Source organism: Micromonospora sp. NPDC048909 (assembly GCF_040649635.1).
In the GTDB taxonomy this organism is placed as follows: Bacteria; Actinomycetota; Actinomycetes; order Mycobacteriales; family Micromonosporaceae; genus Micromonospora.
The window spans coordinates 50,273-76,579 of sequence record NZ_JBEZFU010000017.1 but is presented as its reverse complement, the minus strand read 5'-3'; the positions used below and the strand labels follow the sequence as shown (position 1 = coordinate 76,579).

At 73.4% G+C, this 26,307-nt stretch carries 17 protein-coding genes; 7 read left to right on the top strand and 10 right to left on the bottom strand.

Annotated features, from left to right (window positions below; genetic code table 11):
• The first annotated feature begins 231 nt into the window (after positions 1-231).
• Complete coding sequence (locus AB0C04_RS30105; RefSeq protein WP_357061232.1) at positions 232-3,567, top strand: glycosyltransferase; 3,336 nt, start codon at positions 232-234, stop codon at positions 3,565-3,567.
• 79 nt (positions 3,568-3,646) lie between these two features.
• On the opposite strand, the gene AB0C04_RS30100 is transcribed toward AB0C04_RS30105, so the two are convergent.
• The 3 genes from AB0C04_RS30100 to AB0C04_RS30090 all read right to left on the bottom strand — a co-directional run bounded on the left by AB0C04_RS30100 (position 3,647) and on the right by AB0C04_RS30090 (position 4,911).
• Positions 3,647-3,865 (bottom strand): hypothetical protein, encoded by a 219-nt coding sequence (locus AB0C04_RS30100; RefSeq protein ID WP_357061230.1) that lies wholly within the window; start codon positions 3,863-3,865, stop codon positions 3,647-3,649.
• A gap of 244 nt (positions 3,866-4,109) precedes the next feature.
• The gene (locus AB0C04_RS30095; protein WP_357061228.1) at positions 4,110-4,583 is read right to left on the bottom strand and encodes an SRPBCC family protein; all 474 of its coding nucleotides are present in this window, start codon (positions 4,581-4,583) and stop codon (positions 4,110-4,112) included.
• Positions 4,567-4,911, bottom strand: coding sequence for a metalloregulator ArsR/SmtB family transcription factor (locus AB0C04_RS30090; RefSeq protein WP_357061225.1), 345 nt, complete (start codon positions 4,909-4,911; stop codon positions 4,567-4,569). Before AB0C04_RS30090 ends, AB0C04_RS30095 begins: the two co-directional genes overlap by 17 nt.
• 153 nt (positions 4,912-5,064) lie before the next feature.
• On the opposite strand from AB0C04_RS30090, the gene AB0C04_RS30085 reads away from it, so the two are divergent.
• Positions 5,065-5,715 (top strand): NAD(P)H-dependent oxidoreductase, encoded by a 651-nt coding sequence (locus AB0C04_RS30085; protein ID WP_357061222.1) that lies wholly within the window; start codon positions 5,065-5,067, stop codon positions 5,713-5,715.
• 84 nt (positions 5,716-5,799) lie between these two features.
• Here AB0C04_RS30085 and AB0C04_RS30080 read toward each other — a convergent pair whose 3' ends face one another.
• Complete coding sequence (locus AB0C04_RS30080) at positions 5,800-6,282, bottom strand: type II toxin-antitoxin system PemK/MazF family toxin (RefSeq protein ID WP_350874687.1); 483 nt, start codon at positions 6,280-6,282, stop codon at positions 5,800-5,802.
• Positions 6,283-6,417: 135 nt separating this feature from the next.
• Between AB0C04_RS30080 and AB0C04_RS30075 the strand changes: the two genes are divergently transcribed.
• The 4 genes from AB0C04_RS30075 to AB0C04_RS30060 all read left to right on the top strand — a co-directional run bounded on the left by AB0C04_RS30075 (position 6,418) and on the right by AB0C04_RS30060 (position 8,860).
• Entirely contained in the window at positions 6,418-6,855 is a 438-nt protein-coding gene (locus tag AB0C04_RS30075) for an OsmC family protein (RefSeq protein WP_357061220.1), read from the top strand.
• Positions 6,856-6,912: 57 nt separating this feature from the next.
• Positions 6,913-7,512, top strand: a complete 600-nt coding sequence (locus AB0C04_RS30070) for a DUF4291 domain-containing protein (protein WP_357061217.1) — start codon at positions 6,913-6,915, stop codon at positions 7,510-7,512.
• Positions 7,513-7,586: 74 nt separating this feature from the next.
• Entirely contained in the window at positions 7,587-8,339 is a 753-nt protein-coding gene (locus AB0C04_RS30065) for a hypothetical protein (protein WP_357061214.1), read from the top strand.
• Positions 8,339-8,860 (top strand): NUDIX domain-containing protein, encoded by a 522-nt coding sequence (locus AB0C04_RS30060; RefSeq protein ID WP_357061212.1) that lies wholly within the window; start codon positions 8,339-8,341, stop codon positions 8,858-8,860. Before AB0C04_RS30065 ends, AB0C04_RS30060 begins: the two co-directional genes overlap by 1 nt.
• 198 nt (positions 8,861-9,058) lie before the next feature.
• Here the strand turns inward: AB0C04_RS30060 and AB0C04_RS30055 are convergent, their stop codons facing one another.
• On the bottom strand, positions 9,059-9,556 hold the full coding sequence (locus tag AB0C04_RS30055) for an N-acetyltransferase (RefSeq protein ID WP_357061209.1): 498 nt from the start codon (positions 9,554-9,556) through the stop codon (positions 9,059-9,061).
• Between the two features lie 171 nt (positions 9,557-9,727).
• On the opposite strand from AB0C04_RS30055, the gene AB0C04_RS30050 reads away from it, so the two are divergent.
• A complete protein-coding gene (locus tag AB0C04_RS30050; protein ID WP_357061206.1) occupies positions 9,728-10,978 on the top strand; it encodes a serpin family protein in 1,251 nt (416 codons plus the stop codon).
• Positions 10,979-11,014: 36 nt separating this feature from the next.
• On the opposite strand, the gene AB0C04_RS30045 is transcribed toward AB0C04_RS30050, so the two are convergent.
• The 5 genes from AB0C04_RS30045 to AB0C04_RS30025 are packed head-to-tail and all read right to left on the bottom strand — an operon-like array spanning position 11,015 to position 26,304.
• On the bottom strand, positions 11,015-16,537 hold the full coding sequence (locus AB0C04_RS30045; RefSeq protein WP_357061204.1) for an amino acid adenylation domain-containing protein: 5,523 nt from the start codon (positions 16,535-16,537) through the stop codon (positions 11,015-11,017).
• Positions 16,537-19,662 (bottom strand): amino acid adenylation domain-containing protein, encoded by a 3,126-nt coding sequence (locus AB0C04_RS30040; protein ID WP_357061202.1) that lies wholly within the window; start codon positions 19,660-19,662, stop codon positions 16,537-16,539. The genes AB0C04_RS30045 and AB0C04_RS30040 overlap by 1 nt, the downstream gene beginning before the upstream one ends.
• On the bottom strand, positions 19,659-19,847 hold the full coding sequence (locus AB0C04_RS30035) for an MbtH family protein (protein ID WP_357061199.1): 189 nt from the start codon (positions 19,845-19,847) through the stop codon (positions 19,659-19,661). The genes AB0C04_RS30040 and AB0C04_RS30035 overlap by 4 nt, the downstream gene beginning before the upstream one ends.
• A complete protein-coding gene (locus tag AB0C04_RS30030) occupies positions 19,847-20,800 on the bottom strand; it encodes a TauD/TfdA family dioxygenase (RefSeq protein WP_357061197.1) in 954 nt (317 codons plus the stop codon). Before AB0C04_RS30030 ends, AB0C04_RS30035 begins: the two co-directional genes overlap by 1 nt.
• 26 nt (positions 20,801-20,826) lie before the next feature.
• Entirely contained in the window at positions 20,827-26,304 is a 5,478-nt protein-coding gene (locus tag AB0C04_RS30025) for an SDR family NAD(P)-dependent oxidoreductase (protein ID WP_357061194.1), read from the bottom strand.
• Between the last annotated feature and the right edge of the window lie 3 nt (positions 26,305-26,307).

The following is a 26,307-nucleotide window of genomic DNA, read 5'->3' as shown; positions in this document are numbered from 1 at the left end:
CGGACCGGACGATCCACCGGAGCCCGGTCCGGCGCCCGGCGGACCGATTCCGAACCCCGCCCCGTCGACTCCGCCAGCCGGCGGTTGGACCCCCACGCCGACGCCGTCGACCGCACGGCCCACCCCGACGGCGACGCCACCGCCGTCCGCACCCACACCGACGCCAACGCCGTCCGGGCGGACACCGGACCCCGCCGACGATGCCGGATCCATCTGGAGGTACCTGGTCTGATGACCTCGTCAACGACGCGTCCAGCGGCCCCACCGGTCCCCCAGCGCGGCCGGAGCCGGTTCCGGCCGCGTACGAGCTGGGCGATCTACGGTGCGCTGATCTGCGTCCTGCTCAGCGTGCTGCTGGTCGAGGCGTACGCGAACTCCGAGTTCACCCCCGACCACGTGCGGGAGGCGGGCGACCAGGCCGGGGTACCCGCCGAGATCCGGTCGGGGGGACCGGTGATCGACACGACCGGTGCACAGCCGACGTCCTACCGGATGCCACCGCGGACCATCGCCCTGACTTTCGACGACGGCCCCGATCCGGTGTGGACACCTCGGGTGCTGGACGTGCTGCACCGCTACGGGGCCCGGGCCACCTTCTTCACCGTCGGCAGCCAGGTGGCCCGCCACCCCCACCTCACCGGGCGGATCGCGGCGGAGGGACACGAACTGGGCGTGCACACCTTCAGCCACCCGGACGCGACCGTGCTGCCGGGTTGGCAACGGCGGCTCGAGTACACCCAGACCCAGAAGGCCATCATGAACACCGCCGGCGTCAGGACCAACCTCCTGCGCTTCCCCTACTCGTCGACCGCCGACGCGATCGACGACGGGGCCTGGTCGGTGATCCAGGAGGCCGGCCGCCTCGGCTACCTGACAGCGGTGAACGACACCGACAGTCGGGACTGGGCCCGGCCCGGTGTGGACGCGATCGTACGAAACATGACACCAGCGGACGGCCAGGGCGCCGTGGTGCTGCTGCACGACGCGGGTGGAGACCGAGCCCAGACGGTCGCCGCCCTGAAGCGGTTCATCCCGGCCATGGCGGCACGCGGGTACGAGTTCACCACCGTCAGCGACGGGGTCAACCGGGGTCGGGTAGAGGCCGATGACGACGCGATCCAGGCGGTCGCGGGGAACCAGCCGGTGTCGGAGCTCGAACGCTGGCGCGCGGGTTCGGTCGTCCTGGCGGTGCGGATCGCCGATCTGTTCGTCACCGGGCTCGGGGTGCTGTTCGTGGTGGTCGGCCTGCTGATGCTGGTCCGGACGCTGCTGCTGCTCGTCCTCGCGCCCCGCCTCGCCTGGCGCCGCCGCCGTTGGTACTGGGGCCCACCGCTGGACCAACCGGTGTCGATCATCGTGCCGGCCTACAACGAACAGGCGGGGATCGTCGCCAGCGTGCGATCACTGGCCAACGGGGACCATCGCGGGATCGAGGTCATCGTCGTGGACGACGGCTCGACCGACGGAACCGCCGACCTGGTGGAGGCGATGGGGCTGCGCAACGTCAGGGTGATCCGCAAGCCCAACGGCGGCAAGTCGAGCGCCCTCAACACCGGCATCGCCCACGCCAGCCACGAGATCATCGTGATGGTCGACGGGGACACCGTGTTCGAGCGGGATTCCGTCCGCCGGCTGGTGCAGCCCTTCGCGGACCCGTCGGTGGGCGCGGTCGCCGGCAACGTCAAGGTGGCTAACCGGCGGGGCCTGCTCGGACGGTGGCAGCACATCGAGTACGTCATCGGCTTCAACCTGGACCGCAGGCTGTACGAGACGCTCGGCTGCATGCCGACCGTGCCGGGGGCGATCGGCGCGTTCCGCCGTCGGGTGCTGCTCGCCGCCGGTGGAATGAGCAACGACACCCTCGCCGAGGACACCGACATCACCATGGCGATCCTCCGGGCGGGCTGGCGGGTGGTGTACGAGAAGCGGGCCCGGGCCTGGACCGAGGCGCCCGCCTCGCTGACCCAACTGTGGCGCCAGCGGTACCGGTGGAGCTACGGCACCATGCAGGCGATGTGGAAGCACCGCCGTGCGGTGCTCGACCGCGGCCCGTCCGGCCGGTTCGGCCGGTTCGGCCTGCCGATGCTCGCGCTGTTCGGAGTGGCGCTTCCCCTGCTCGGACCGGTCCTGGACCTGATGGCGCTCTACGGGCTGTTCTTTCTCGGCACGACCGAGACCGCCGTCGCGTGGGCGCTGATGCTGGCCGTACAGGCGATCACCGCGCTGGTGGCCTTCCGCCTCGACCGGGAGCGGATCGGCCCGCTGCTGGCGCTTCCGTTGCAGCAGTTCGCCTACCGCCAACTGATGTACCTGGTCCTGCTGCGGTCCACGGTGACCGCCCTGACCGGCACCAGGCTCGGCTGGCGGAAGTTGAAGAGAGCCGGCGACCCGGCGAGCGGTCGCCCGGCGCGCACGTCCAAAAAAGCTGTGACGCACGCGGAGGAGGTTGGTCGGCCACCGGAGCCGGCTCGGCCCGGAGGCGACCGGGACCGGTGGTTCGACGCGCTGCGGGCGCTGGCCCTGGCCCGGGTGATCACCTACCACATGTTCGGCGCCGCCTGGATGAGCTTCGCCTTCCCCGCCATGGGCGTCATGTTCGCGCTCGGCGGCTCGCTGATGGCACGGTCACTGGACCGTGCGCCCGGGCAGGCCGTGAACAGCCGGCTCCGGCGGCTGCTGCCGGCGCTGTGGGCAATGGGCGCGCTGCTCGTACCGGTGATGATCTGGCACGGCTGGCCCGAGCGGCCGTCCTGGCCCGCGCTGTTGACCTGGCTGGTGCCGATCGCCCAGCCGCCGGGCAGCGCCTGGGCGGAGGACGTCACCGGCGTGTTGTGGTACCTGGTCACCTACCTATGGCTGGTCTTGCTCTCCCCTGCGCTGCTCGGGCTCTACCGCCGCTGGCCGCTGCCGACCCTGCTCCTCCCGCTCGCCGCCGTGGTGCTGCTGCAGACGGTGCCGCCGGCGCTCGGCAGCGCCGTCGACTCGGTCGTCACCGACCTGGCGACCTTCGGGGCCTGCTGGGTCGTGGGCTTCGCGCACCGCGATGGTTGGCTGCGCCGGGTCCCGCTGGCTGCGCTGATCGCCATGGCGTCCCTGTGCCTGGGGATCGGGGTCGGGTGGACCCTGACCCACGCCGAGGACGGGTTCGACCTGAACGACATTCCGCTGGCCCAGGCGTTCTACTCGCTCGGTTTCGTGCTGCTACTACTGCGCGTGTCCCCGCCGATGACCTGGCTGGCCCGGGTCCGACCGCTGGACCGGCTGGTCAGCGCCCTCAACAGCCGCGCCCTGACGATCTACCTGTGGCACAACGCGGCCATCGCGGTCTGCTTCGTCGTCGGCGACCTGGTCGACGCCTGGCGGATCGGGAAGGTCGGGTACCTGACGGTGGCACTGGCACTGCTCTTCGCCGTCGTGCTGGCGCTCGGCTGGATCGAGGATCTCAGTGCCCGGCGCAAACCCCGGCTGGCGCCTTGGCCGGCCGCCATCCCCGCGAAACCGAACCAGACCCGGCAGCCGTCCGTCTCCCCGGCGGCGCCCAGGGTCCGGGTGCGAGCCCGGACCTGACCGTACTGCCTGCGAGAAAGGAGGCGCCAGCTGCGGGACGGGCTCAACCGGCCGATCGGACGGAGCCCGTCCCGCCACTTCAGAAGCGTCGCGACTGCCGGGGCAGCCACCCGGTGAAGCGGTGCTGGAGTGCCAGCACCGGCGCGCCCCGCAGGTCCTCGGACGCGGCGGCGAGGCAGGACGCCAGATAGACGCAGAGTGTGGCGGGCTTCCCCCGGTATTCCTCCAGCAGCCGGCTGCGCCTTGTGGGGCAGGGCCACTCTGCCCCGCAGGTGGCACAGTTCCAGGCCGGTGTCATCGGGAGGTGGTCGTCGGGAGAAGCCTGATCCCGTGGCGCGTGAGCGGTCATCGCGGCATTCCTCTCCTCCAGGACGACGACGACGTGGCCGCCGACCTTCTATGGGCGGAAAACCGGTGCTGCTCCCCAGTGGCACCTCGTGAGCGCCTTTGGCCCCTCCGGTGTTACATCCGGCGGCACGTCGACCGGATCCTATGGCCGGCAGCGGCGGGGACGCCGCACCGGGCGTCCCCCCGCCGAGCCCTCAGAGCAGTGTGGCCAGGTGCCGGTCGAGCGCGGCGTACGACTCGGCCGCCCCCTGGCTCATGCCGGAGTCGAGCATGCCGTCGCGCTCGCCAGTGGTGTCGAAACGGGTGGTGCCGGTGACCACGGTGCGGCCGTCCTGCTCGGTGAAGACCAGCGTCTCCACCGCGACGTGCCCCGGCATGCCCTCGAACTCGAAGGTCTGCACGATGCGCTCCGGCACGACGATCTCGCGGAACTCGCCCCGGAAGGCGTAGTCGTTGCCGTCCTTCGCGTGCTCCACGAAGCGGTAGCGCCCGCCCTCCCGGAAGTCGATCTCGACGTCGAGCGGGTTGCCCCGCCCCCACCACCGCTTGAGGTGCTCGGCCTGTGTGTGCGCGGCGAACACCAGGTCACGCGGGGCGTCGAAGCCACGGGTGAGGCTGATCTCGTGGTCGGACGGCAACTCCACCACGACGTCACTGAGCTGGCTCATCGTTCTCCTCCTTCAGGTCACGCAGGTATGCGTCCAAGGTGTCGTAACGGTCGTCCCAGAGCCGGCGGTACTGGTCGACCCATTCGGCGAGGGTGCGCAGCGGGGCCGGGTCCAGCCGGCACCGCCGCCACTGCGCCTCCCGGGTGCGCACGATCAGCCCGGCCCGCTCCAGCACGTTGAGGTGCTTGGAGATGGCCTGGACGCTCACCGGGAACGGCGCCGCCAACTCGTTGACCGTCGCCTCGCCGGCGGCCAGCCGGGCCAGGATCGCCCGGCGGGTCGGATCGGCGAGGGCGGCGAAGACGAGGCTGACCGGATCTGCTGTCATCACTCGCTCTCAACCATTTGGTTTATAAACCGATGAGTTGAACATACGCCCTGCGGCGGCGTTGTCAACCGATTCCGCCGATCCCGAGGTGTTTCCCGGCATCCGGCGGGGAACAGGAGGTGCACCCGCGTCGCCGGCCGAGAGGAACCTAACGTGGCGAGCATCCGGGCGCTGATCCTCAACTGCACCCTCAAGCGGTCCCCCGCCCCGTCGAGCTCCGAGGTGCTCGGGCGCGAGGTGCTCGACGCCCTCGGCGAGCAGGGCGTCGAGAGCGAGCTGATCCGGATCGTCGACCACGACGTACGGTTCGGGGTCTCCACCGACGAGGGCGACGGCGACGGGTGGCCGGCCATCCGGGCCAAGCTGCTGGCCGCGCAGATCCTCATCATCGCCACGCCGATCTGGCTCGGCCAGCCCTCGGCAGTCTGCAAGATGGTGCTGGAACGCCTCGACGCCGAACTCTCCGAGACCGACGCGCAGGGCCGGCTGCTCACCTACGGGAAGGTGGCCGGGGTCGCGGTCGTCGGCAACGAGGACGGCGCCCACCACACCGTCGGCCAGGTGCAGCAGGCGCTGAACGAGGTCGGCTTCACCTGCGCCGCCGCCGGGGCCAGCTACTGGGTCGGCGAGGCGCTGCACACGCTCGACTACATCGATGCCGGGCCGAAGCCGGACACCACCGGCCGGACCACCAAGGCGCTGGCGCTGAATTCCGCGCACCTCGCCCGGCTGCTGGCCGACCAGCCCTACCCGCCGCCGGAGGCCAAGTCCGCCGCGGTCAGCCCGAGCCGGAAACCGTCCTGACCGTCAACGTCACCACACCGCCCGGCGTCGGCTGAGGGGCGGGCTACCCGAGTCGGCAACACCCGCGGGTCGACCCGAGCAGTGTCAGCGCCAGCCGTAGCCGGCGCGCAGGGCCCGCCCGATCCGGTCGAAGCGGGCCCGGTCCAGCACCGCGCCCTCGCGGCGGATGCTGTCCTCCCGCATGGTCAGCACCCGGTCCAGCCGGATCCAACTCGGCCGGTTGTCCCGATCCCAGGAGCCCGGCCCGAGCGCCAACCAGTGCCGCTGGCCGTCGCGCTCGCTCTGACTGGAGAGCATCAGCCCGAACAAGGTGCGGCTGTGCCGGCCGACCACCAGCACCGGGCGGTCCTTGCCCTGCCGCGGATCGTCCTCGTACGGCACCCAGGTCCACACGACCTCACCCGGGTCGGCCTGCCCGTCCAGCTCCGGTGCGTACGTCAGCTCCCGGCGCTGCAGCGCGGCGACCTGGCGCCGGCGCGCGACCTGGGCCGGACCCGGACCCGGGCGGCGGGGGGACGGGACGACCGCGCCGATCCGGGCGGCCACGCTCCTCAACAGACCTGCCACGGCGGGCAGCCTATCCCTCCCCCGCCGGTGCCGGCCGCCGGGCCCGGGGTGTCGACCGGCGAGCGCCGCGGTCCGTCGGTCGGGCGTGCTTGACTGGACGCCGTCGGTGCCGGCGCTCCCCGGAGGCGATCACGGATGACCATCGAGGTACGCACCCGCAGCCTGCCCGGGCAGCCGGCGGCGATCGGCTCGGCCGGCTCGTACACCCTGGTCGTGGACCGACCGGCGGACGGCGGCGGCGACGGGATCGGGTTCAACGGCGGCCAACTGCTCTACCTGGCGGTCGCCGGCTGCGTCTCCAACGACCTGTTCCGCGAAGCCGGGGCGCTCGGCATCAACCTGCACCGGGTCGAGGTGACCGTGCGCGGCGACTTCACCGGCGACCCGGCGGTGTCCACGGAGGTGACCTACGACGTACGGGTCGAGGGTGACGCGCAGACCGATGAGCTCCGCGAACTGGTCGACCGGGTCGACGCCATCGCCGAGATCCCCAACTCGCTGCGTAGGGGCACGGCGGTCCGGCTGGGGCGGGCCGAGGTGACCGGCACCGACCGGGCCGGCCCCGGTGTCTGACAGGCCCCGGGCGCAATCCGGTGGATCGGGGCAGCGAGATCGCGCATGATCGACTTCGTGACCGTCCCCGTCCACCAGATCCGTGCTCGCTTCGACGCCGACACCATCACGGTCTACCAGGCGTACCCGCCGGAGATCGCCGAGCCGGCGCTGGCCGCCGGGCGCTTCGTCGCGCCGTTTCGGCGCGAGCGGATGACGTGGATCAAGCCGTCGTTCCGGTGGATGATGTACCGCTGCGGCTGGGCCACCAAGCCCGGCCAGGAACGGGTACTGGCCGTCGGGATCAGCCGCGCCGGTTTCGAGTGGGCGCTCGCGAACGCCTGCCCGAGCAGCTTCGACCGCGACCGGCACGCCGACCGGGCGGCCTGGTCACGGCAGTTGCGTTCGAGCCCGGTGCGGGTGCAGTGGGATCCGGAGCGCTCCCTGCGGCTCGCGCCACTGGCGCACCGGTCACTCCAGGTTGGGCTCGGCGGCGAGGCGGTCCGCCGGTACGTCGACGAGTGGCTGGTCTCCCTCACCGACGTCACCGCGGTCGCTCGCGCGCTCCGGGAGCGCCTCGACGCGGGCGACCCCGCCGCCGAGGAGCTGCTGCCGTCCGAGCGCCCCTATCCGTTGCCCGCCGACGTGGCGGCCGTCATCGGCGCCGACCCGCACTGATGCGAGGGGCGTCGTCGGTCCTCGCGTGTCGGAGGCGGCCGTTACTGTTCGGCCATCGCGACGAAGGGGAGACGATGGGCGCCAAGACCGGTCTGCTGGCTTTCGGTGGCGGCGACCTGCGGGTCGCGATGCGACACGCCGGCCCGGCCGATCTCCCGGCGAGCGAGGCGCTCGTCCGCCGGGTCCACCCGGGCCATGCCGTCGAGCGGACTGCGGACAACACCCTCTTCGACGGCACCTACCCGCCCACCGACGTCACGTACGCGGCGGTGACCGACCGGGTGAGCGTCGTCTGCGACCAGCGGCTGATGCTCGACCGTCCCACCCGCCTGCCGGCCCACCTCCTCGCCCTGGCCGGAGGTGGTCGGATGGTCCTGCACGCCATGCACTCGGTGGTGGATTCCTTCGCCTTCGGGGTGTGGGAGGACGGCCGGATCGTCCGGTCGTTGAGCCTCTCCCCCGACTCGGGCGTCCTGGAGGACATCGGCACACCACTGCCGTTCGAGGCGCCGTTCTGGGCGGGCAGCCACCCGGTCGAGCCCGTCCCGGGCTGGCCGGACCAGCGCCCATATCCGTTGCCGTTCCATCCGCTGCACCTCGGTGAGGAGGCGTTGCGGGCACTTGTCGGCTTCATCATCGAGGGGCAGCCGCACGACTCGGATGTGGACGCCGACGCGATCACGATGTACGGCTTCCACGTCACCGATCCGAGCGGTCAGGAGCAACGGTCGCGCGAGGCGGCGATGGCCCGGGCGCTAGCCGCCATGGGCCCACCGCGACGGTTCCGCATGGGGCCGGACGGCGGCCTCGTCGAGGTGGAGCAGTGATGATCCCGCCCGACCTGCCGAGGGATCTGCCCGTCATCGAGCGCAGCGCGGTGCGGCTCGTGGTGCTCGATGCCGATGAGCGGGTGTTGCTGTTCCACACCCGCGATCCGGACCATCCGCGACTGGGCATCTGGTGGGAGCTGCCCGGCGGCGGTCTCGACCCGGGCGAGACGTACCTGGAGGCGGCGGTCCGCGAGCTGCGGGAGGAGACCGGGATCGTGATCGCGCCGGCCGAGGTCGGCGCGCCGACCTGGCGCCGCCGGGCCAGTTTCGTGCACCGGCAGCTGCGGCACGTCCAGGACGAGGTGATCGTGCTGGTCCGGCTGCTCGGCCCGGGGCCGGACGTGGACGAGGCGCACCGGCTGGACTACGAGTTGGAGGACTACTTCGGCTTCCGCTGGTGGCCGGTGGCCGAGGTGGTGGCCGGCGGCGAGCGGTTCTATCCGGGGCGGCTACCGGAGCTGCTGACCGGTTTCCTCGCCGGCGAGGAGATCGACGAGCCCTTCGAACTCTGGTCGTGACCTGCTGACCCGGTAGCTCGCCGCCCGCGTGTTGATCCACTCCGTGTCGCCGACATGGCGGCATCCGCGCGTGCCGGACCCCGCCATTACCGCGATCCGGTGTGGATCAATCCCCGGGCCGACCGAGACCCGGACTGCGGGACGATCGCGCGAGCGCCGCACCGGCGCAGACGCGATCCAGGCACCGCTGCGGACGTGTCACGAGGCGCGCGGCAGCGCCAGCCAGTCCTGCCAGGTGATGTCGCGGCCCAGACAACGGGGCTGCTTGAAGGGCCAGTCGGCGGCGATCCACTGCGGGACCAGCGCGTCGAGCGCGCGCTCCACCTCTCCGCCGACGAGGTCGTCCACCACCCACCAGGAGACCTCTCCGTCGGAGCCGGTGCGCTCGGGCGGGTCGATGTAGACACAGCCGAGGATCGCCGTCTCCTCCTCGTCCAGCAGCGCGTAGTTGAACGACTGGTGCGCGGCTATCTCCTTCTCGTGCCGCAGCAGGTCGACGCGGTCCTCTTCGTACGTCATCGTCTCCTTCGGCCAGGCCCAGGCCGGGCCGAAGATCTCCCACAGGCGCTCTCGGGAGCCCATCACGGCGGGGTAGTCGAGCGCGGTGTCCGCCTCCCGGATCGGCCGCAGGTGGAGCGCGGTGTTGGGCACCGGCACGTGGACGGGGTGGACGAAGTCGTCAGGCAGCCAGCTCACAAGGGCCGAGGCTACAGCCGCGTCGGACGACTGCCCACCACTCGACTGGGCTTCGGTGATCATGGCGCAGATCGTCTCGGTCAGACTTCGGAAGTAGGGTCGCCGACGTGCAACCCGTCGCCGGGGGCGGACAGGGCTGACGCTCGCCCGATCAGCGGGCACAGTGGAGCGGTGACAGTTCCCAACGGGCCCGTGGTCCGATACGCGCAGCGGATGCACGACCTCGTCGACGACGGGCACCACATCGCCTCGCCGCTCGGCGCGTGGCTGCTGCTCGCCCTGGTGGGCCCCGCCGCGACCGGAGACACCCGGGCGGCGCTGGCGGAGGTGCTCGGCATCGACGTGGACACGGCCGCCGCCACCGCCGAGGCTCTGCTGGCGGCGCCGCATCCCCTGGTGGCCTCGGCGAGCGCCCTCTGGGAGCGGACGCCCTTCGAGCAACTGGACACCTGGCGGGCCGCCCTGCCGGCGAGCACCGAGACCGGGCCGCTGCCCGACCAGCCGACGTTGGACGCGTGGGCTCGGGAACACACCGGCGGCCTGATCGAGAGCTTCCCGCTCGTCGTCGACCCGGAAACGCTTCTGATCATGGCCACGGCGCTGGCCACCCGGGTCGCCTGGGAGACGCCGTTCCAGCTCGCGACCGGTGCCGAGCTCGGCGCGGGCAGCCCCTGGGCGGGCCGGTTGCGCCACGTGCTGCGCTCCCCCTGGCACGGCCACGACTGCTGGATCGCCCCCACCGCCCGGGCCGGGGACGTGGCCGTGCACAGCGCCGCGGCCCGGCCGGAGGCCGTCGACGGCCGGGAAACCGGGCTGCTGGTCGTCTCGGTCGCCGCCGCGCCGGGCGTGCCCGCCGGGGAGGTGCTCGCCGCCGCGCACGAGGTGGCGACCGGTGCCGTCACCGCACCGCCCGGCACGCCGACCGCTCGCCGCTCCCTCTTCGACCTGCCGCTCGGCGACACACCACTCTGGACGTTGCGGGAGGTGCCCACCCGGGCGTACGGCGGGCGGGAGGAGCGGCTCACCGCCGTGCTGCCCTGCTGGTCGGCGGAGAGCCGGCACGACCTGACGGCGGACGGGTTCGGCTTCGGCGTCGCCGCACAGGCCCTCGGCGAGCTGATGCGAGCGCCGTCGCTGCGCTTCGACGCCGCCCAGACCGCGATGGCCCGCTACGGCCGGTACGGCTTCGAGGCCGCCGCGGTGACCGCGTTCGCCGCGGCGACCGGGCTGCCGCCGGAGGGCGTCGCCCGCATCGCCGAGCTGCGCTTCGGCCATCCGTACGCGGTGGTGGCGGTGGCCACCGACAGCCGCGACGGCCTGCCGGCCGGGCCGTGGCACGGTCTGCCGGTCTACTCGGCCTGGGTGGCGGAGCCGACGGAGCTGTCGGAGTCGGACCTGGCCGACCCGCCGTCCGCGTGGTGAGTTGGGGGCCTCCGGGTGACCGGAGGCCCCCGTGCCTCACGCGGCGGCGGACACCTTCTCCGCCTCCCGTTCGGCGGCCCGGGCGGCGAGGCGGCGCTCCCGCTCCTGGGCGCCGATCAGGTCGTCCGGCAGCGAGTCCTCGACCTCGACGTCGAAGCGGCGCAGCAGCCGGATCGCGAAGCCGCCGAGGGTGATCAGCACCAGCGCCGCGCCGAAGCAGACGTACGCGAACCCGATCCCCCGGCCCGGACCGGTGCCGATCACCGCGCCCACCGACCCGGCCAGTGCGCCACCCGGGGCGAGCAGCGGCTCGAAGAGGCTGGTGGCGGCCGGGGCGAGCAGCGCGAAGCCGATCGGCAGGGTCGACCAGGAGATGGTCTGGTTCAGGCTGAACACCCGCCCGTGGAAGCGCTGCGGCACCTTGACCTGGACGATGGTGGCGTAGATGGACTGCGCCGTGGTCATCGCCATGGCCAGCCAGAACGCGCCGACGCAGATCACCGCCACCGAGGCGTCCAGGCCGATCACGATGCAGCCGACCGCGGTGCCCAGGTTGCCGATCAGCACCCCGATCATCCGCCGGTGCCGGGGACCGCCCCAGAGCGACATGAGCACACCGCCGGCCACCGCCCCGCACGCCTCGGCGAGCGCCACCTGGGCCACCTGGGTCGCCGTGCCGAAGGAGAGCACCAGTGGCGTGACGAGCACCAGCGCGGGGGCGAGGAAGATGTTGCCCAGCGCGAAGTAGCCGAGCATCAGCCGGAACCCGCGGTGCTGCCACGAGTAGCGCAGCCCGTTCGCTATCGCGACCAGCAGCCGCTCCCGCGGTCGCCAGCCGAGCAGGTCCGGGAAGCGGACCAGGGCCAGGGTGAGCACCGCCAGCAGGTAGCTGGCCACGTCGATGAGCAGGATGCCCTTGAGCTCGATGGCGGCCAGCAGACCGGCGGCGAAGACCGGCATCAGCAGCATGGCGAAGCCGTTGGAGAGCTGGGTGATCCCCATGGCGTGGCCCAGGTAGCGCTTGGGCACCAGTTGCGGCACGGCCGACTGGAACGCGATCCGTTGGAACGAGCCGGCGACCTGACTCAACGCCACCAGGGCGTAGATGTGCCAGAGCACCAGGTTGTCGGTCCAGAGCAGCGCGGCGAGGACCAGCTGGATCGACCCGGCGGCGGAGCTGGCGATCAGCATGATCCGGCGTCGGCTCACCCGGTCGGTGATCGCCCCGGCGACCGGCAGCATCAGCACGCCGCAGATCAGCGCGAGGGCCCAGAGCAGACCCAGGTTGGCCACCGATCCGGTCTGGGTGAACAGCCAGATCGGCAGCGCGAACGCGGTCAGCGCCGAGCCGGTGGTGGAGACGAGCTGCCCGGCGGTGACCGCCACGAACCGGGCCATGCTCGGCTTCACCGTGCCGCGCCCGGACCCGTCGTCCGCGCCGACCCGCAGCGTGTCGTGCACCGCCCAGCCGGCGTCCTCGCCTCGCGCCTCGCGGCTCAGGTCGTCGACGTCACCGGCGGCCACCGCCCGGTGGGTCCGGGTGACGATCTCGGCCAGCTCGTCGGCGCGGTACTTGAGGAAGAAGTGTCCGGCCTGGTCGAGCACCACCAGCGCCAGCCGGTCGCTGAGGAACTGCCATTCGGTGTACCGCTCGGTGTGGTAGTCGGTGACCGGGTCCTCGGAGCCGACCACCGAGACGATCGGCGCGCGCAGCTTGGTCGCCCGCCGGTCCAGCAGGCCGGTGAAGTACTCCTCGGAGGCCCGGGAGTCGGCCCGCATGTTGCTGATGATCCGGTCCGCCTGCTCCGGGTCCAGCTCGTCGGTGTCCACCCCCATCGACTTGAGCCAGCTGGCGTAGTGCCGGTTGCTGCGTAGCTTCTCCAGCCGGGTACGCACCGCGGCGAAGAGTCCCTTGGGGCGGGCGAACGGGAACATCGCCCCGATGTAGAGCACCTCCAGCTCCCGTCCGGCGGCCTCCACCTTGCGGGCCACCTCGGTGACGATGGCGCTGCCCACCCCGCAGTGGCCGTACAGGGCGAGCGGACCCTCCACCCGCTCCAGGATCTCCTCGGCCACCCGGGTGGTCAGCTCGTCGAAGGGCAGCCCGTCCTCGTTGAGCCCGACGTCGTGGCCGGGAATGGCGAGCGACCAGAGCGCGTGCCCGGTCGGCAGCGCGTCCGCGAGGGGCTGGTAGACGATGGCGCTGCCGCCGCCGTACGGCACGCAGACGTACGTCAGCACCCGCTGCGCCGCCGGGATCGGCTTGGTCAGCTCGTAGAGCAACCGGCGCGGTCCCTGCTCGCCGGCCGAGCCGGACATGAAGGCGGCCAGTTCGCGGATGGTCCGCTGCTGGAACAGGTCCATCACGCCGACCTCGCGGCCGCCGTGCTCCGCCTTGCGGATCTTCGCGACCACCTGGGTGGCGAGCATGGAGTGCCCACCGAGGTCGAAGAAGTCGTCGTCGATACCGAGCGTCGGTACGCCCAGCACCTCGGACCAGATCCCGGCGAGCAGCCGCTCGGTGTCGTCGCGCGGCTCGACCAGCGCCACCGACGCCTCGCGGGTGACCACCGGCGCGGGCAGCGCCCTGCGGTCCAGCTTGCCGTTGGGGCTCAGCGGCAGCGCGTCGAGGGTGACGAAGGCGGCCGGCACCATGTACTCGGGCAGCGTCTCCTTCAGCGCCACCTTCAGCTCGGCGTGCTCGGCCGTGCCGACCAGGTAGGCGGTCAGCCGCTTGTCGCCCGGGCTGTCCTCGCGGACGATGACCGCGGCCTCGGTCACCCCGGGCCGCTCGCGCAGCGCGCTCTCGATCTCGCCCAGCTCGATCCGCAGACCGCGCAGCTTGACCTGGTGGTCGATCCGGCCGAGGAACTCGATGACCCCGCCCGGCTCGGCACCGTCGCCGGCTGCCGGCGCGATCCGCCAGCGGGCCAGGTCGCCGGTGCGGTAGAGCCGGGCGCCCGGCTCACCGGAGAACCGGTCCGGCACGAACCGCTCGGCGGTCAGCGCCGGTCGGCGGTGGTAGCCGCGGGCCAACCCGACCCCGCCGATGTGCAGTTCACCGGCCACCCCGATCGGGCACTCGTCGCCCGCCGGGTCGAGCACGTGCAGCCGCAGGTTGGCGATGGGCGCGCCGATCGGCACGCTGGCCAGCCCGGCCAGCAGCGCCGGGTCGCACGCCCAGGAGCTGACGTCGATGGCCGCCTCGGTCGGGCCGTACAGGTTGTGCAGCCCGCACCAGGGCAGCCGCGCGGTGAAGTCGGTCGCGGTGGCCAGCGGCAGCTCCTCGCCGGAGCAGATCACGCGACGCAGCGCGGTGGCCGCCTCGACGCCGTCCTCGGCGAGGAAGACGGTCAGCATCGACGGGACGAAGTGGGTGGTGGTCACCGCCTCGGCGACCAGCAGATCGCGCAGGTAGCCGGCGTCCTTGTGCCCGCCGGGCTTCGCCAGCACCAGCCGGGCGCCCACCCGCAGCGGCCAGAAGAACTCCCAGACCGAGACGTCGAAGCTGGCCGGCGTCTTCTGCAACACCGCGTCGTCGGGGCCGAGTCGGTAGGTCTTCTGCATCCAGTCGAGCCGGTTGACGATGCCCCGGTGGGTGTTCGGCACGCCCTTCGGTCGGCCGGTGGAACCGGAGGTGTAGATGACGTACGCCAGGTGCTCCGGGCCCGCCGTCGGGGTCGGGTCGGTGGTCGGCTGATCGGCCCAGACCCGCGCGTCGTCGAGCGCCAGCACGGTGGCGTCGGTCGCCGGCAGCACGCCGCGCAGGTGCTCCTGGATGAGCACCACCGGCGCGTCCGCGTCGGTGACCATGAACGCCAGCCGGTCCGCCGGGTACTCCGGGTCCAGCGGCAGGTACGCGCCGCCGGCCTTGAGCACGCCGAGCAGGCCGGCGACCAGCTCGACCGAGCGCTCCGCGCAGACCCCGACCAGGGTCTCCGGGCCGACCCCGGCGGCGCGCAGCCGGTGCGCGATCCGGTTCGCGGCGGTGTTCAGCTCGGCGTACGTCACCGAGCGGCCCTCGAAGCGGAGCGCGACCGCGTCCGGGGTGCGCGCCGCCCGCTCCTCGATCGGCCCGTGCAGGGTCTCGGTGCGCGGGAAGTCCGCGACCGTGTCGTTCCAGGCCGCCAGCAGCTCCCGCTCGGCCGGGGCGAGCAGGCCGAGCGCGGAGATCGGGGTGTCCGGCGCGGCCACCACCGCGCGGAGCAGCGCGGTGAGCCGCCCAGCCATCCGCTGCACGGTGTCCCGGTTGAACAGGTCGGTGTTGAAGACCAGCTTGCCCCAGAGCCCGTCGAGAGTCTCGACGGCGTGCAGCTCGAAGTCGAACCGGGTGGCGCGCAGCTCCATCGGGGTCCAGTCGAACGTCACGTCGCTGACGCCCGGGACCTCGGCGTACCGGCCCATGTCGTAGTTCTGCAGCACGAACATGGCCTGGAACACCGGCGAGCGGCTGACGTCGCGGGGCAGGCCCAGCTCGTGCACCACCTTGGCGAACGGCACGTCGGCGTGCTCCAGGCCGTCCAGCACGCCGCGCCGGGTCCGCTCCAGCAGCTCCGCGAAGGTCGGATCGCCGGCCAGCTCGGCGCGCAGCGGCAGCATGTTGATGAACATGCCGACCACGTTCTCCAGCTCCGGCGCGGACCGGCCGGCGACGGAGGCGCCGACGGCGAAGTCGTCCTGCCCGGCGTGCCGGGCGAGGAAGACCTGGTAGGCCGCGAGCAGCGTCATGAAGAGTGTCCCGCCGTAGGCGCGGGTGAGGGCGTTCAGCCCGTCCGTGGTCGCCTTGTCGAGGGTGAACTCGACGAAGTCGCCGGAGTAGGTCTGGGTCGCCGGGCGGGGCAGGTCCAGTGGCAGCTCCAGCGGGGTGATCCCGGCCAGCCGCTGCTTCCACCACCCCAGGTGCCTCTGCGCGGCCGGGCCGGCCAGCTCCCGGGCCTCCCAGACGGCGAAGTCGCCGTACTGGACGGGCAGGGCGGGCGGCTCGTCGCCCCGGTAGAGGGTGATCAGGTCGCGCAGCAGCACGTCCACCGACCAGCCGTCGCCGACGATGTGGTGCTTGCCGAGGAAGAGCACGTGCTCCTCGGGCGCCAACCGGATCAGCAGAGCGCGCAGCAGCGGGCCGTGCGCCAGGTCGAACGGCTCGGCCGCGGCGGCGTCCACCAGTTCCTGCGCCGCGACCGAATCCGGGGCGTCCACGATGGTCAGCGGCACCTCGACGGTCTCCTCGACCACCACGCTCGGCCGGCCGTCGGCGTCCGCTGGGAACCGGGTGCGCAGCGACTCGTGCCGGCGGGTCAGCCCGGCCAGCGCCGCCCGCAGCGCCGGCACGTCCAGCGGGCCGTGCACCCGCAGCGGCACCGCGATGTGGTAGGCCGCCTCGCCCGGAGCGAGCTGGTCCATGAACCAGACCCGCTCCTGGGCGTACGACAGCGGCAACTCGGCGTCCGGCGGACGCGGCGTGATCCGCGCCGTGGCCGCGGCGGGCTGTCGCCGCCGCAGCCGCTGCGCGATGAGGGCCTGCCGGGCGGCGTCCCGGGCCGGGTCCTTCAGGTCGGTCATCAGGGAGTGTCCTTCTCCGCCGCGAGCAGCGCGGCGACCTCGTTTTCGGAGAGCCCGTCGAGCTCGGCGGCGATCCGCTGCTCGATCTGGGCGGCCAGGTCGGCCACCACCGGGCTGGCGAACAGCGCCCGCATCGGCAGGTCCACCTCGACCTCGGCGCGGATCCGGGCCATCGCCCGCATGCCGCGCAGTGAGTTGCCGCCGAGGTCGAAGAAGTCGTCGAGCGCGCCGACCTTGTCCACCTGGAGGATCTCGGCGTAGACCTCGGCGACCAGCACCTCGGCGTCGGTGCGCGGGGCGACGAAGCCGTCGGCGGCGGCGGTGGCCACCGGGGCCGGCAGCGCGGCGGTGTCCAGCTTGCCGTTCGGGGTGAGCGGCAGCGCGTCCAACCGGACGAACGCGGTCGGCACCAGGTGCGTGGGCAGCTCCTGGGCCAGCTCGGCGGCGAGGGTCGCCGGGTCGGCGCTGCCGACCAGGTAGCCGACCAGCTCCGCCTCCCCGGAGTCGGTGCGGACGAGCACCGCCGCCTCCCGCACGTCCGGACGGGCCAGCAGCACCGACTCGATCTCGCCCAGCTCGATCCGCATGCCGCGGACCTTCACCTGGCTGTCCCGGCGGCCCAGGTACTCCAGCGTGCCGTCGACCCGCCAGCGGGCCACGTCCCCGGTGCGGTACATGCGCTGCCCCGGCGGCCCGTACGGGCAGGGCAGGAAGCGCTCCGCGGTGAGCGCGGGCCGGCGCAGGTAGCCGCGGGCCAGTTGGTCGCCGGCGACGTACAGCTCGCCGGCCACGCCCGCCGGCACCGGGTTGAGCGCCGCGTCGAGCAGGTAGGCCCGGGTGTTCCAGGTGGGACGGCCGATCGGCACCGGGCCAGCAGGTAGCGCCGCCCCGGGCGTGATCCGGGCGGCCACGCAGCCGACGGTCGCCTCGGTCGGCCCGTACTCGTTGACCACCGCGACGTCCTGGTGGCCGGCCCGCCAGCCGGCGAGCTGCTCTCCCGTGAGCGCCTCGCCGCCGATCACCAGGTCCACGGTGGGCGACAGCTCGGCCGACAGAAGCGGCAGGTGACTCGGGGTGATCTTGAGGAAGGTCGGCCGTCCGCTGGCCGACGCGCCGTCGTCGTCGAACGCGGCCAGCCGGACGGTGCCGCCCGCGCTCAGCGTGCCGAGCAGGCCAGTGACGGTGAGGTCGAACGAGACCGGCGAGTGCAGCAACGCGGTGCCGGCCAGCCCGGGGTAGGTGTGCCGGGCCCAGGCGAGGTACGCCGCGAGCGCCCGGTGCTCGACCACCACGCCCTTCGGCCGGCCGGTGGAACCGGAGGTGTGGAGCACGTACGCCGGGTGCTCCGGGCGCAGCGGGGCGCACCGGTCGGCGTCGGTCAGGTCCACCTCGGCCAGGTCCGCGCCGGTACGCGCGTCGAGCACCAGCGCGCCGGCCGGGACCAGCCCGGCGGTCGCCTCGGTGGCCAGCACCAGCGCCGGCTCGGCATCCTCGATCAGGTAGGCGATCCGGCCAGCCGGGTAGCCGGTGTCCACCGGGACGTACGCGGCGCCGGCCTTCAGCACCGCCAGGATCGCCACCACCAGCTCCGCCGAGCGGGGCAGCGCCAGCGCCACCCGGGTCTCCGGGCCGGCGCCGCGTTGGACCAGCAGCCGGGCCAGCCGGTTGGCCCGGGCGTTCAGTTCGGCGTACGACAGCCCGACGCCGTCGTGGACCAGGGCGGTGGCGTCCGGGTCGGCCGCCGCGCGCCGCTGCACCTCGTCCACCACCGTGCCCGCCGGCGCCTGGTGCGCGGTGTCGTTCCAGGTCGCCAGCACCCGCTCCCGCTCGGCGTCGTCGAGCAGCGGCAACGCGGAGACACGCTGCCCCGGGGCGCCGACGGCGGCGTCGAGCAGCCGGACGTAGCGGGCCGCCAGGGTCTCGGCGGTGGCCCGGTCGAAGAGCGCGGTCCGGTAGACCAGCCGGCTGCTCGTGGTGGTGATGTCGAAGGCCAGGTCGTCCTTCGTGGTGCCGAGCGCCACCGGGTCCAGCCCGGAGTCCGGGATGAAGTTCAGCGCGGTCTGGAAGATCGGCTGCACCGACGGGTCGCGCTGCGGAGCCACCGCCTCGACGATCCGCTGGAACGGGGTCTGGCCGTGCTCCATCGCGTCGACCAGGCCGGCCCGGACCCGGCCGAGCAGGTCGCTGAAGCTCGGATCGCCGGAGAGATCGCAGCGCAGCGCCACCGGGTTGACGAACATGCCGATCAGCGCGGCCAGCTCGGGGGTGTCCCGGCCGGCGGTGGAGACCCCGACCACCACGTCGTCGTCGCCGGAGATCCGCGACAGCAGCGCGGCGAACGCGGCCAGCAACACCATGTACGGGGTGGCGACCGCGTCGGTGGCGAGCTGGCCGACCCGGTCGAGCAGGCCCTCGGGCAGCTCGAAGTGCACCTCGTCGCCGGCGAAGCCGAGCTGGGCCGGGCGGGGCCGGTCCAGCGGCAGGCCGGTCACCGCGGGCGCACCGGCCAGGTGGCCGCGCCAGAAGTCGAGCTGCCGGTCCAGCTCCGCGCCGGCGAGCTGCCCGCGCTGCCAGACCGCGAAGTCGGCGTACTGGATGGGCAGCTCGGGCAGCTCGGCGGGCGCACCGGTCAGCGCCGCCCGGCTGAACGCGGCCAGGTCGGCGGCGAAGAGCACCGCCGAGTGGCTGTCGAACACCGCGTGGTGCACCACGAACATCAACGTGAACCGGTCGTCGGCGAGCCGGGCCAGCCGGGCCCGCCACAGCGGCGGGGCGTCCAGCGGGATCGGCGTGCGGGCCAGCTCGGTCAGCGCCGCGTCGAACCGGCGCGCCTGCTCGGCGGCCGGGCAGTCCCGCAGATCCAGCTCGGTCAGGTCGACCGGCCCGGGCGCGCGCACCACCTGCACCAGCGTCCCGTCGTCGACGCGCAGGAAGGTACGCAGCGCCTCGTGCCGGGCGACCACCCGCTCGAGCACCTCGGTGGCCTGCCCCCGGGTCGTCCCCACCGGGAAGCTCCACGGGTTGGAGACGTTGTAGACCGGCGAGCCGGCGTCGAGCTGGTTGGCGATCCAGACCCGCTCCTGCGCGAACGAGGCAGGGAAGGTCCACTCCTGTGCCGTGGTCATGATGCCGGCTCCCGTACCGAGCGGGGACGCATGTCGGTCCAGACGGTGTCGATGTGCGCCAGGCACTCCTCGCGGCTGCCGGCGAACCCGGCCTCCTGCCAGCCCGGCGGGAGCTCCCGGTCGGCCGACCAGATCGAGTACTGCTCCTCGTCGTTGCGGACGACCAGGAATCGGGATTCGGCCATTACTTCGCTCCGTTGCTCTCGGGGGTGTGCGGCTCGGCCATCGCGACGGCGATCTTCCGGGGGCCGGTGAACGGCTCCCGGCCGTGCGCGGCGGTCATGTTGTCCACCACCAGCACGTCGTCGCGCTGGTAGTCGAAGCGGACGCTCGCGGCCCGGTACGCGGCCCGCAGGTGCTCCATCACGTCGGCGGGGATCTCCGCGCCGTCGCCGTAGTAGGTGTTCGAGGGCAGCCCGTCGGCGCCGAACATCGCCAGCAGCCCCTCCTGGTAGTCCTTCGGCAGGGTGCTCAGGTGGAAGAAGGTGGCGTGGTTGAACCAGCGCGGGACGTCCGAGCCGGGGCGGTGGTGCACCACGTCGCGTACCGCCCGGGTACGCAGCCCGTCTGCGCCGCGCCACTCCAGCTCGATCCGGTTAGCCGCCGCGTACGCCTCGACCTCGGCCCGGTCGTCGGTGTTGAACACGTGCTGCCACGGGGTGCCGAAGTCGGCGTGGAAGTTGCGCACCAGCATCCAGCGGCGCCGGATGAACTCCTCCCGCACCGCCGGGTCGATCTCCTGGTAGACCCGACGCACGTCGGCCAGCGGCGTCGCGCCGAGCGTCTCCGGCGCGGTGATGCAGTAGAAGAAGAGCGTCAACGGCCAGCGGGCCTGGTACGAGTTCTCGTTGTGCAGGAAGATCTCCTCGTCCGGCGGGTAGTCGGTCGAGGTGTAGACCCGGCCCTTGATGGCGTGCCGGGGCGAGGAGCGCTCGGTGTAGGTCAGCGGCTCACCGGAGAGGGCGCGGACCACCCGGTCGAAGCCGTCCACCCCGCCCACGTCGAAGCCGCGGAACAGCAGCCCGCCGTGCTCCGTCAGGGCGGCGCGCAGCTCCGAGCGCCGGTCGGTGATGAGGTCGGTGAGTTCGCGGCCGTCGTTCTCGACGACCACCGGCAGCGTGGCGATCGTGTCGCTCATTGCTCTCTACTCCTGTTGTCTCGTGGTCAGCCGCGGGGCAGCCGCGGGATGGCGGGGATCGCCGCCGGCGCGACCGGCTCGTCGGTGGTGGGCGCGGTCGCCCGCAGTTCCTCGATCCGGGCGGCCAGGCCGGACACGGTGGGCGTCTCGAAGAGGCTGCGCATCGGCAGCCGGACCCCGGTGGCCTTACGCATCGCCGCGATCAGCTGCACCGCCACCAGCGAGTTGCCGCCGAGGGAGAAGAAGTCGTCGTCGACTCCGACCTCGGCCACCCCGAGGGCGTCGCGCCACACCTGGGCGATGGCGATCTCCAACTCGGTGCTGGGCGCCGCCGAGCCGCCGCCGGTCGCGGCCGGCGCGGTGAGCGCCGTCTCCGGCTCGTCGGCCAGGCTCTCCGTGGTCACCCGGCCGGCCCGGTCGCGGATGTCCGCCACCGTGCGGGTGGCGATCACCACCTGGGCGCCGAGGCCGGCGGTGAGGCTGCGGCGGAACGCCTCTGCCCCGTCCACCGGCCGGATGTCCTCGCTCGGCCCGGCCGTTGCGGTCTCGGCCGCCCCGGCCGACGCGGCCGGGGCCAGCCCGCCGGTGACCGCCCCCTGGTCGACCCGCCGCAGCACGAAGTCGCTGATCGCGACCAGTTCCCGGCCGTCGGGGTCGAGCAGGGACAGGTCGGCGGCGACCACCTCGTCGGTGGCGCTGTCGCGGTGCCGCAGGTGGCTGGCGAAGCGCGCCGGCAGCGACCCCCGCACCACGATCCGGCCGTACGACAGCGGCAGGTAGGTGCCGGAGCCCTGGCCGCGGCCGAACGCGGTCGCCACGTCGAGCAGCGCCGGGTGCAGCCCCCACTCGGCCAGGTCGCCGATCGCCTCCGCCGGCGCCTCGATCCGGGCCAGCTCCTCGCCGGCGCCCAGGTGGTGCTCCCGCAGCGAGTTCCAGCGCGGCCCGAAGGTCAGCATGCTGGTCCGGCCCCGGCCGAACGACGCGTCGTCGTCCACCCGGCGGCCCGGGTCGGCGACCTGCCGCTCAGCCGGCGCGGGCTGCACGGTCCAGCCGGCCGCGCCGCGCACGTGGGTACGCTCCTGGCCGCCGGCCAGGCTGCGCACCGCGAAGTCCACCCCGTCCTCGCTGGGGGTCAGCTCGACCCGGTACTGCGCGACGGTGCCGTCCGGCACCGCGAACGGCTCCAGGAAGACCACGTCGCGCAGCTCCACGGCGGCTTCCTGAGCGGGGGCGGGCACGGCGGCGGCCACCGCCGCCCGGACCGACTCCAGGTGTGCGGTGCCCGGCACCACCGGCACCCCACCGATCCGGTGCTCGTCGAGCAGCCAGTGCGTCGCGGCGGAGACCAGGCCGTGCAGCACCGTGCCGTCCGGCCCGGTGACCCGGGTGGTGAGCACCGGGTGGTCGACCGTGGTGGTGACGGTGTCCCGCCCGGCGGCCCGGAAGCCGGCCGGGGCGGCGGTCTCCACGGCCATGCCGACCTCGGCCCAGCCGCCCCAGTTCTGCGACAGCACCGGCGCGGCCCAGCCACGCCCGGCGCGGGCGTGCGCGTCGAGGAAGGCGTTCGCCGCGCAGTAGTCGACCTGGCCGAAGCCGCCGATCACCGCGGTGATGGACGAGCAGAGCACCACGAAGTCCAGCGGCAGGTCACCGAAGACCTGGGCCAGCGCGAGGGTGCCGGCGAGCTTCGGGGCGAGCACCCGCTCCGCCTCCGCCCGCTCCTTGACCTCGGCCATGCCGCCGCCCGGCAGGCCGGCCGCGTGCACGATGCCGTCGATCCCGCCGAAGGCCTCCTCGGCCGCCGCCCGTACCCGGCGCAGGTCGGCGGGGTCGGTGACGTCGGCGGCGAGCACCAGGACCTGTCCACCGGCGGCCTCCATCCGGCGGATCGCCGCGATGGCCCGGCCGGTCCGGTCGTCGCTGCCGTGCACGGCGAGGTGGTCGTCCCACTGCTCGCGCGGGGGCAGGCCGGTGCGGGCCAGCAGCACCAGTCGGGCCCGGGCCCGGCGGGCGAAGTCCTCGGCCAGGGTGATGCCGATACCGCCGACACCGCCGGTGATCAGGTACCGGCCGCCGTCGCGCAGCGCGCCCGGATCCCCCTCGGCGTCGACGGTGACCTGCTCGTAGCCGGCCACCCAGCGGCGGCCGCCGCGCAGCGCCACCTCGGCGTGCTCCGGGTCCGACCCTCGGCGCAGCTCGGCCACGAGGGCCCGCCCGCCGTCGTCGGTCGGGTCGGCGTCGACCAGCCGGACCGCCAGGCCGGGCAGCTCGGCGGGGAGCACCCGGGCCAGTCCCGCGAGGGTGGCGTGCTCGGGGTGGAGCAGGTCGTCGCCGCGGACGTCGCCGACCCCGGCGGTGACCAGGTCGAGGGTGAACCCGCCCGGTTCGGCGGTCAGGCCGGTGCCGGCCAGGGCCTGCACCAGGTGCAGCGCACTGAAGAAGCCCCGCTCCTGGGCCGCCCAGGTGGCCGCGATGTCGGTGCCGGTCGGCGCGCCGTCGAGGGTGAGCGCGTGCACCAGCCGGGTCGGCACCCCGTCGGCGGTGAGCGCGGTGACCAGCGCGTCGTAGTCCTCCCGGACGCCGGGGCGCAGCTGGTAGCCGTCCGCCGTGGCGGCGAAGGCGTCGCCGGGGCGTACCCGCACCGGGTCGGCGCCGGCGGCACGCAGCCCGGCGACCAGCGCCTCGCCGCGTGGGCCGTCGGCGAGGACCAGGCAGCGGCCCAGCGGCTCGGTACGCGTCTGCGGCGCGGCCTGCCGCCAGACCGGAACGGCGAACCACTCCGGCAGCGGTCGCGGCCCGGTCTCCACCGGCGCCGCCGTCTGCTGCTGCGGGTCCGGCTCCACCCAGTAGCGGCGCCGCTCGAACGGGTAGGTGGGCAGCGGCACCCGGCGCGCCTGCGGGTCGGCGCCGAGCCGCACCGGCGCGCCGGTGGACCAGAGCGCCGCCGCCGTGCCGAGCAGGGTGGCCAGGTCGCCGGTGGACTCGCCGGGGCCGGGCAGGCTGCCCAGCGGGGTGAGCTTGCGCTGCTCGGAGGAGGCCTTCGCGACCTGCATCCGGGCCAGGTTGGCCAGCTGCTTGCCGGGGCCGCACTCGACCAGCTGCCAGGTGCCCTCGCTCAGCAGGGTGGCGACGCAGTCGCCGAAGCGCACCGGCTGACGCAGGTGACTCGCCCAGTACGCCGGGTCGGTGGCCTGCTCGTCGGTGATCCAGGTGCCGGTGACGTTGGACAGGAACGGCAGCGCCGGCGGGCGCAGGGTCACCGACGCCATCAGCGCGGTGAACTCACCCAGGATCGGCTCCATCATCGGCGAGTGGAAGGCGTGCGAGGTGCGCAGCGCCTTGCTCTTGCCCTTGAGTAGCTCGGCGAAGGCCGCGACCCGCTCGGACTCGCCGGCCACCACGCAGGTTCCCGGCCCGTTGACGGTGGCGACGGAGATCCCCTCGGGCAGCCGCTGGGCGATCACCGACTCGTCGAGCGAGACGGCGAGCATCGACCCGGCCGGCAGGGACTGCATGAGCCGGCCCCGGGCGGCGACCACCCGCAACGCGTCCGACAGGCTCAGCACGCCGGCCACCGTCGCGGCCACGTACTCGCCGATGGAGTGCCCGATCATCGCCGCCGGCCGGGCCCCGGCGTCCTGCCAGAGCCGGGCCAGCGCGTACTCGACGACGAAGAGCGCGGGCTGGGTGTAGCGGGTCTGGGTGAGCTTCTCCCCCGCCTCCGGGTCCCGGCCGAGGATCAGGTCGCGCAGGTCCAGGCCGAGGTCGGCGCGGAGCAGCTCGGCGCACTCGTCGACGGTGGCGGCGAAGGCCGGTTCCTCGGCGTAGAGCTGCGCGCCCATCCCGGCGTACTGCGCCCCCTGGCCGCTGAACAGGAAGGCCAGCCGAGGCGGTGGCCCCTCGGTCACGCCGCGCTGCACCCGGCGCGGGGTGTTCAGTGCCGCGACCGCGTCGGACACGTCGGTGGCGACCACGGCGGCGCGGTGCGGGTACTCCCGCCGGCCGACCCGCAGGGTGTGTGCCACGTCGGCGAGGTGCTCCGGCCCGGCGTCCACCGCCTCGGCCAGGTGCGCGGCGAGCCGCTGCACCGCGCTGTCCAGCGCGGTGGCGGTCTGCGCCGAGACGTGCAGCAGCTGCGCCGGGCGGACCCGCCGGGTCGACCGGTAGACCGCCGGCGCCTGTTCCAGCACCACGTGCGCGTTGGTGCCGCCGATGCCGAACGAGCTGACCCCGGCCCGCCGCGGCCCGCCGTCGGTGTCCCACTTGGTCAGGGTGTTCGCCACGTAGAACGGGGTCTCGGCGAACTCGATGGCCGGGTTCGCGGTCTCGTAGTTGACGGTCGGCGGGATCAGCCCGTGCTCCATGGCGAGAACCGTCTTGATCACGCTGACGATCCCCGACGGCTGGCTGAGGTGCCCGATGTTGGACTTCACCGAGCCGATGCCGCACCAACCCCGGTCGTCGGTGTCCTTCGTGTAGACCGCGGAGAGGGCGGCCACCTCGATCGGGTCACCCATCGCGGTGCCGGTGCCGTGCGCCTCGACGTAGCTGATGGTCCGCGGGTCGACGCCGGCCATCGCCACCGCCTGCGCGACGGCCTCCATCTGGCCGTCGATGCTCGGTGCGGTGAAGCCGACCTTGCCGGCGCCGTCGTTGTTGATGGCGTTGCCGAGCACCACCGCCCGGATCGGGTCACCGTCGGCGACCGCGTCGGAGAGCCGCTTGAGCAGGGTGACGCCCGCGCCGCTGCCCCAGACCGTGCCGTTCGCGCCGGCGTCGAACGGGCGGCACCGCCCGTCGGGCGAGGTGAAGCCGTCCATGCCGAGGTAGCCGACGTGCGGCAGCTCGATGTTCACCCCGCCGGCGAGAGCCATGTCGCACTCGCCGTTGCGCAGCGCCTCGCAGGCCAGGTGGAAGGCGACCAGCGAGGTGGAGCAGGCGGTGTGCACGGTGAGGCTCGGCCCGCGCAGGTCCAGCCGGTAGGACACGTTGGTGGCCACGTAGTTCGGCGAGTTGCCGGTGGCGAGCGACACCGCGCCGTGCGGGCTGCCGCCGACGCGCTTGTTGCGCAGCACGTAGCGGTGCAGGTAGGTGTTGCCGCCGGTGCCCGCGTAGACCCCGATCGCGCCGTCGTAGCGGGACGGGTCGTAGCCGGCGTCCTCGAGCGCGGTGTGGCAGGACTCCAGGAACAGCCGGTGCTGCGGGTCGGTGATCTCCGCCTCGCGGGCGGTCATGCCGAACAGCCCGGCGTCGAACTCGTCGTACCCGTCGATGAGCGGGGCGCGGCTGACCCAGCCGGGATCGTCCACCTCGTCGGCGGACGCGCCCCGGGCCAGCTGCTCCTCGCGGGTGAGTTCGGTGACCGACTCCACCCCGTCGACCAGGTTGCGCCAGAACGCGTTCACGTCGGCCGCGCCGGGCAGGCGGGCGGCCAGACCGACGATCGCGATCGGCTCGATGCCGTCGCCGTCGCCGGACAGTTCGGTTGCGGTCGAAACGTCCATCAC

Bases quoted from the DNA above. Each gene is read 5' to 3' on its own strand.
- AB0C04_RS30075 (WP_357061220.1), top strand. From the start codon at position 6,418: ATGACCATCGAGGTACGCACCCGCAGCCTGCCCGGGCAGCCGGCGGCG.
- AB0C04_RS30090 (WP_357061225.1), bottom strand. From the start codon at position 4,911: ATGACAGCAGATCCGGTCAGCCTCGTCTTCGCCGCCCTCGCCGATCCG.
- AB0C04_RS30065 (WP_357061214.1), top strand. From the start codon at position 7,587: ATGGGCGCCAAGACCGGTCTGCTGGCTTTCGGTGGCGGCGACCTGCGG.
- AB0C04_RS30030 (WP_357061197.1), bottom strand. From the start codon at position 20,800: ATGAGCGACACGATCGCCACGCTGCCGGTGGTCGTCGAGAACGACGGC.
- AB0C04_RS30095 (WP_357061228.1), bottom strand. From the start codon at position 4,583: ATGAGCCAGCTCAGTGACGTCGTGGTGGAGTTGCCGTCCGACCACGAG.
- AB0C04_RS30040 (WP_357061202.1), bottom strand. From the start codon at position 19,662: ATGACCACGGCACAGGAGTGGACCTTCCCTGCCTCGTTCGCGCAGGAG.
- AB0C04_RS30025 (WP_357061194.1), bottom strand. From the start codon at position 26,304: ATGGACGTTTCGACCGCAACCGAACTGTCCGGCGACGGCGACGGCATC.
- AB0C04_RS30105 (WP_357061232.1), top strand. From the start codon at position 232: ATGACCTCGTCAACGACGCGTCCAGCGGCCCCACCGGTCCCCCAGCGC.
- AB0C04_RS30100 (WP_357061230.1), bottom strand. From the start codon at position 3,865: ATGACACCGGCCTGGAACTGTGCCACCTGCGGGGCAGAGTGGCCCTGC.
- AB0C04_RS30035 (WP_357061199.1), bottom strand. From the start codon at position 19,847: ATGGCCGAATCCCGATTCCTGGTCGTCCGCAACGACGAGGAGCAGTAC.
- AB0C04_RS30045 (WP_357061204.1), bottom strand. From the start codon at position 16,537: ATGACCGACCTGAAGGACCCGGCCCGGGACGCCGCCCGGCAGGCCCTC.
- AB0C04_RS30060 (WP_357061212.1), top strand. From the start codon at position 8,339: ATGATCCCGCCCGACCTGCCGAGGGATCTGCCCGTCATCGAGCGCAGC.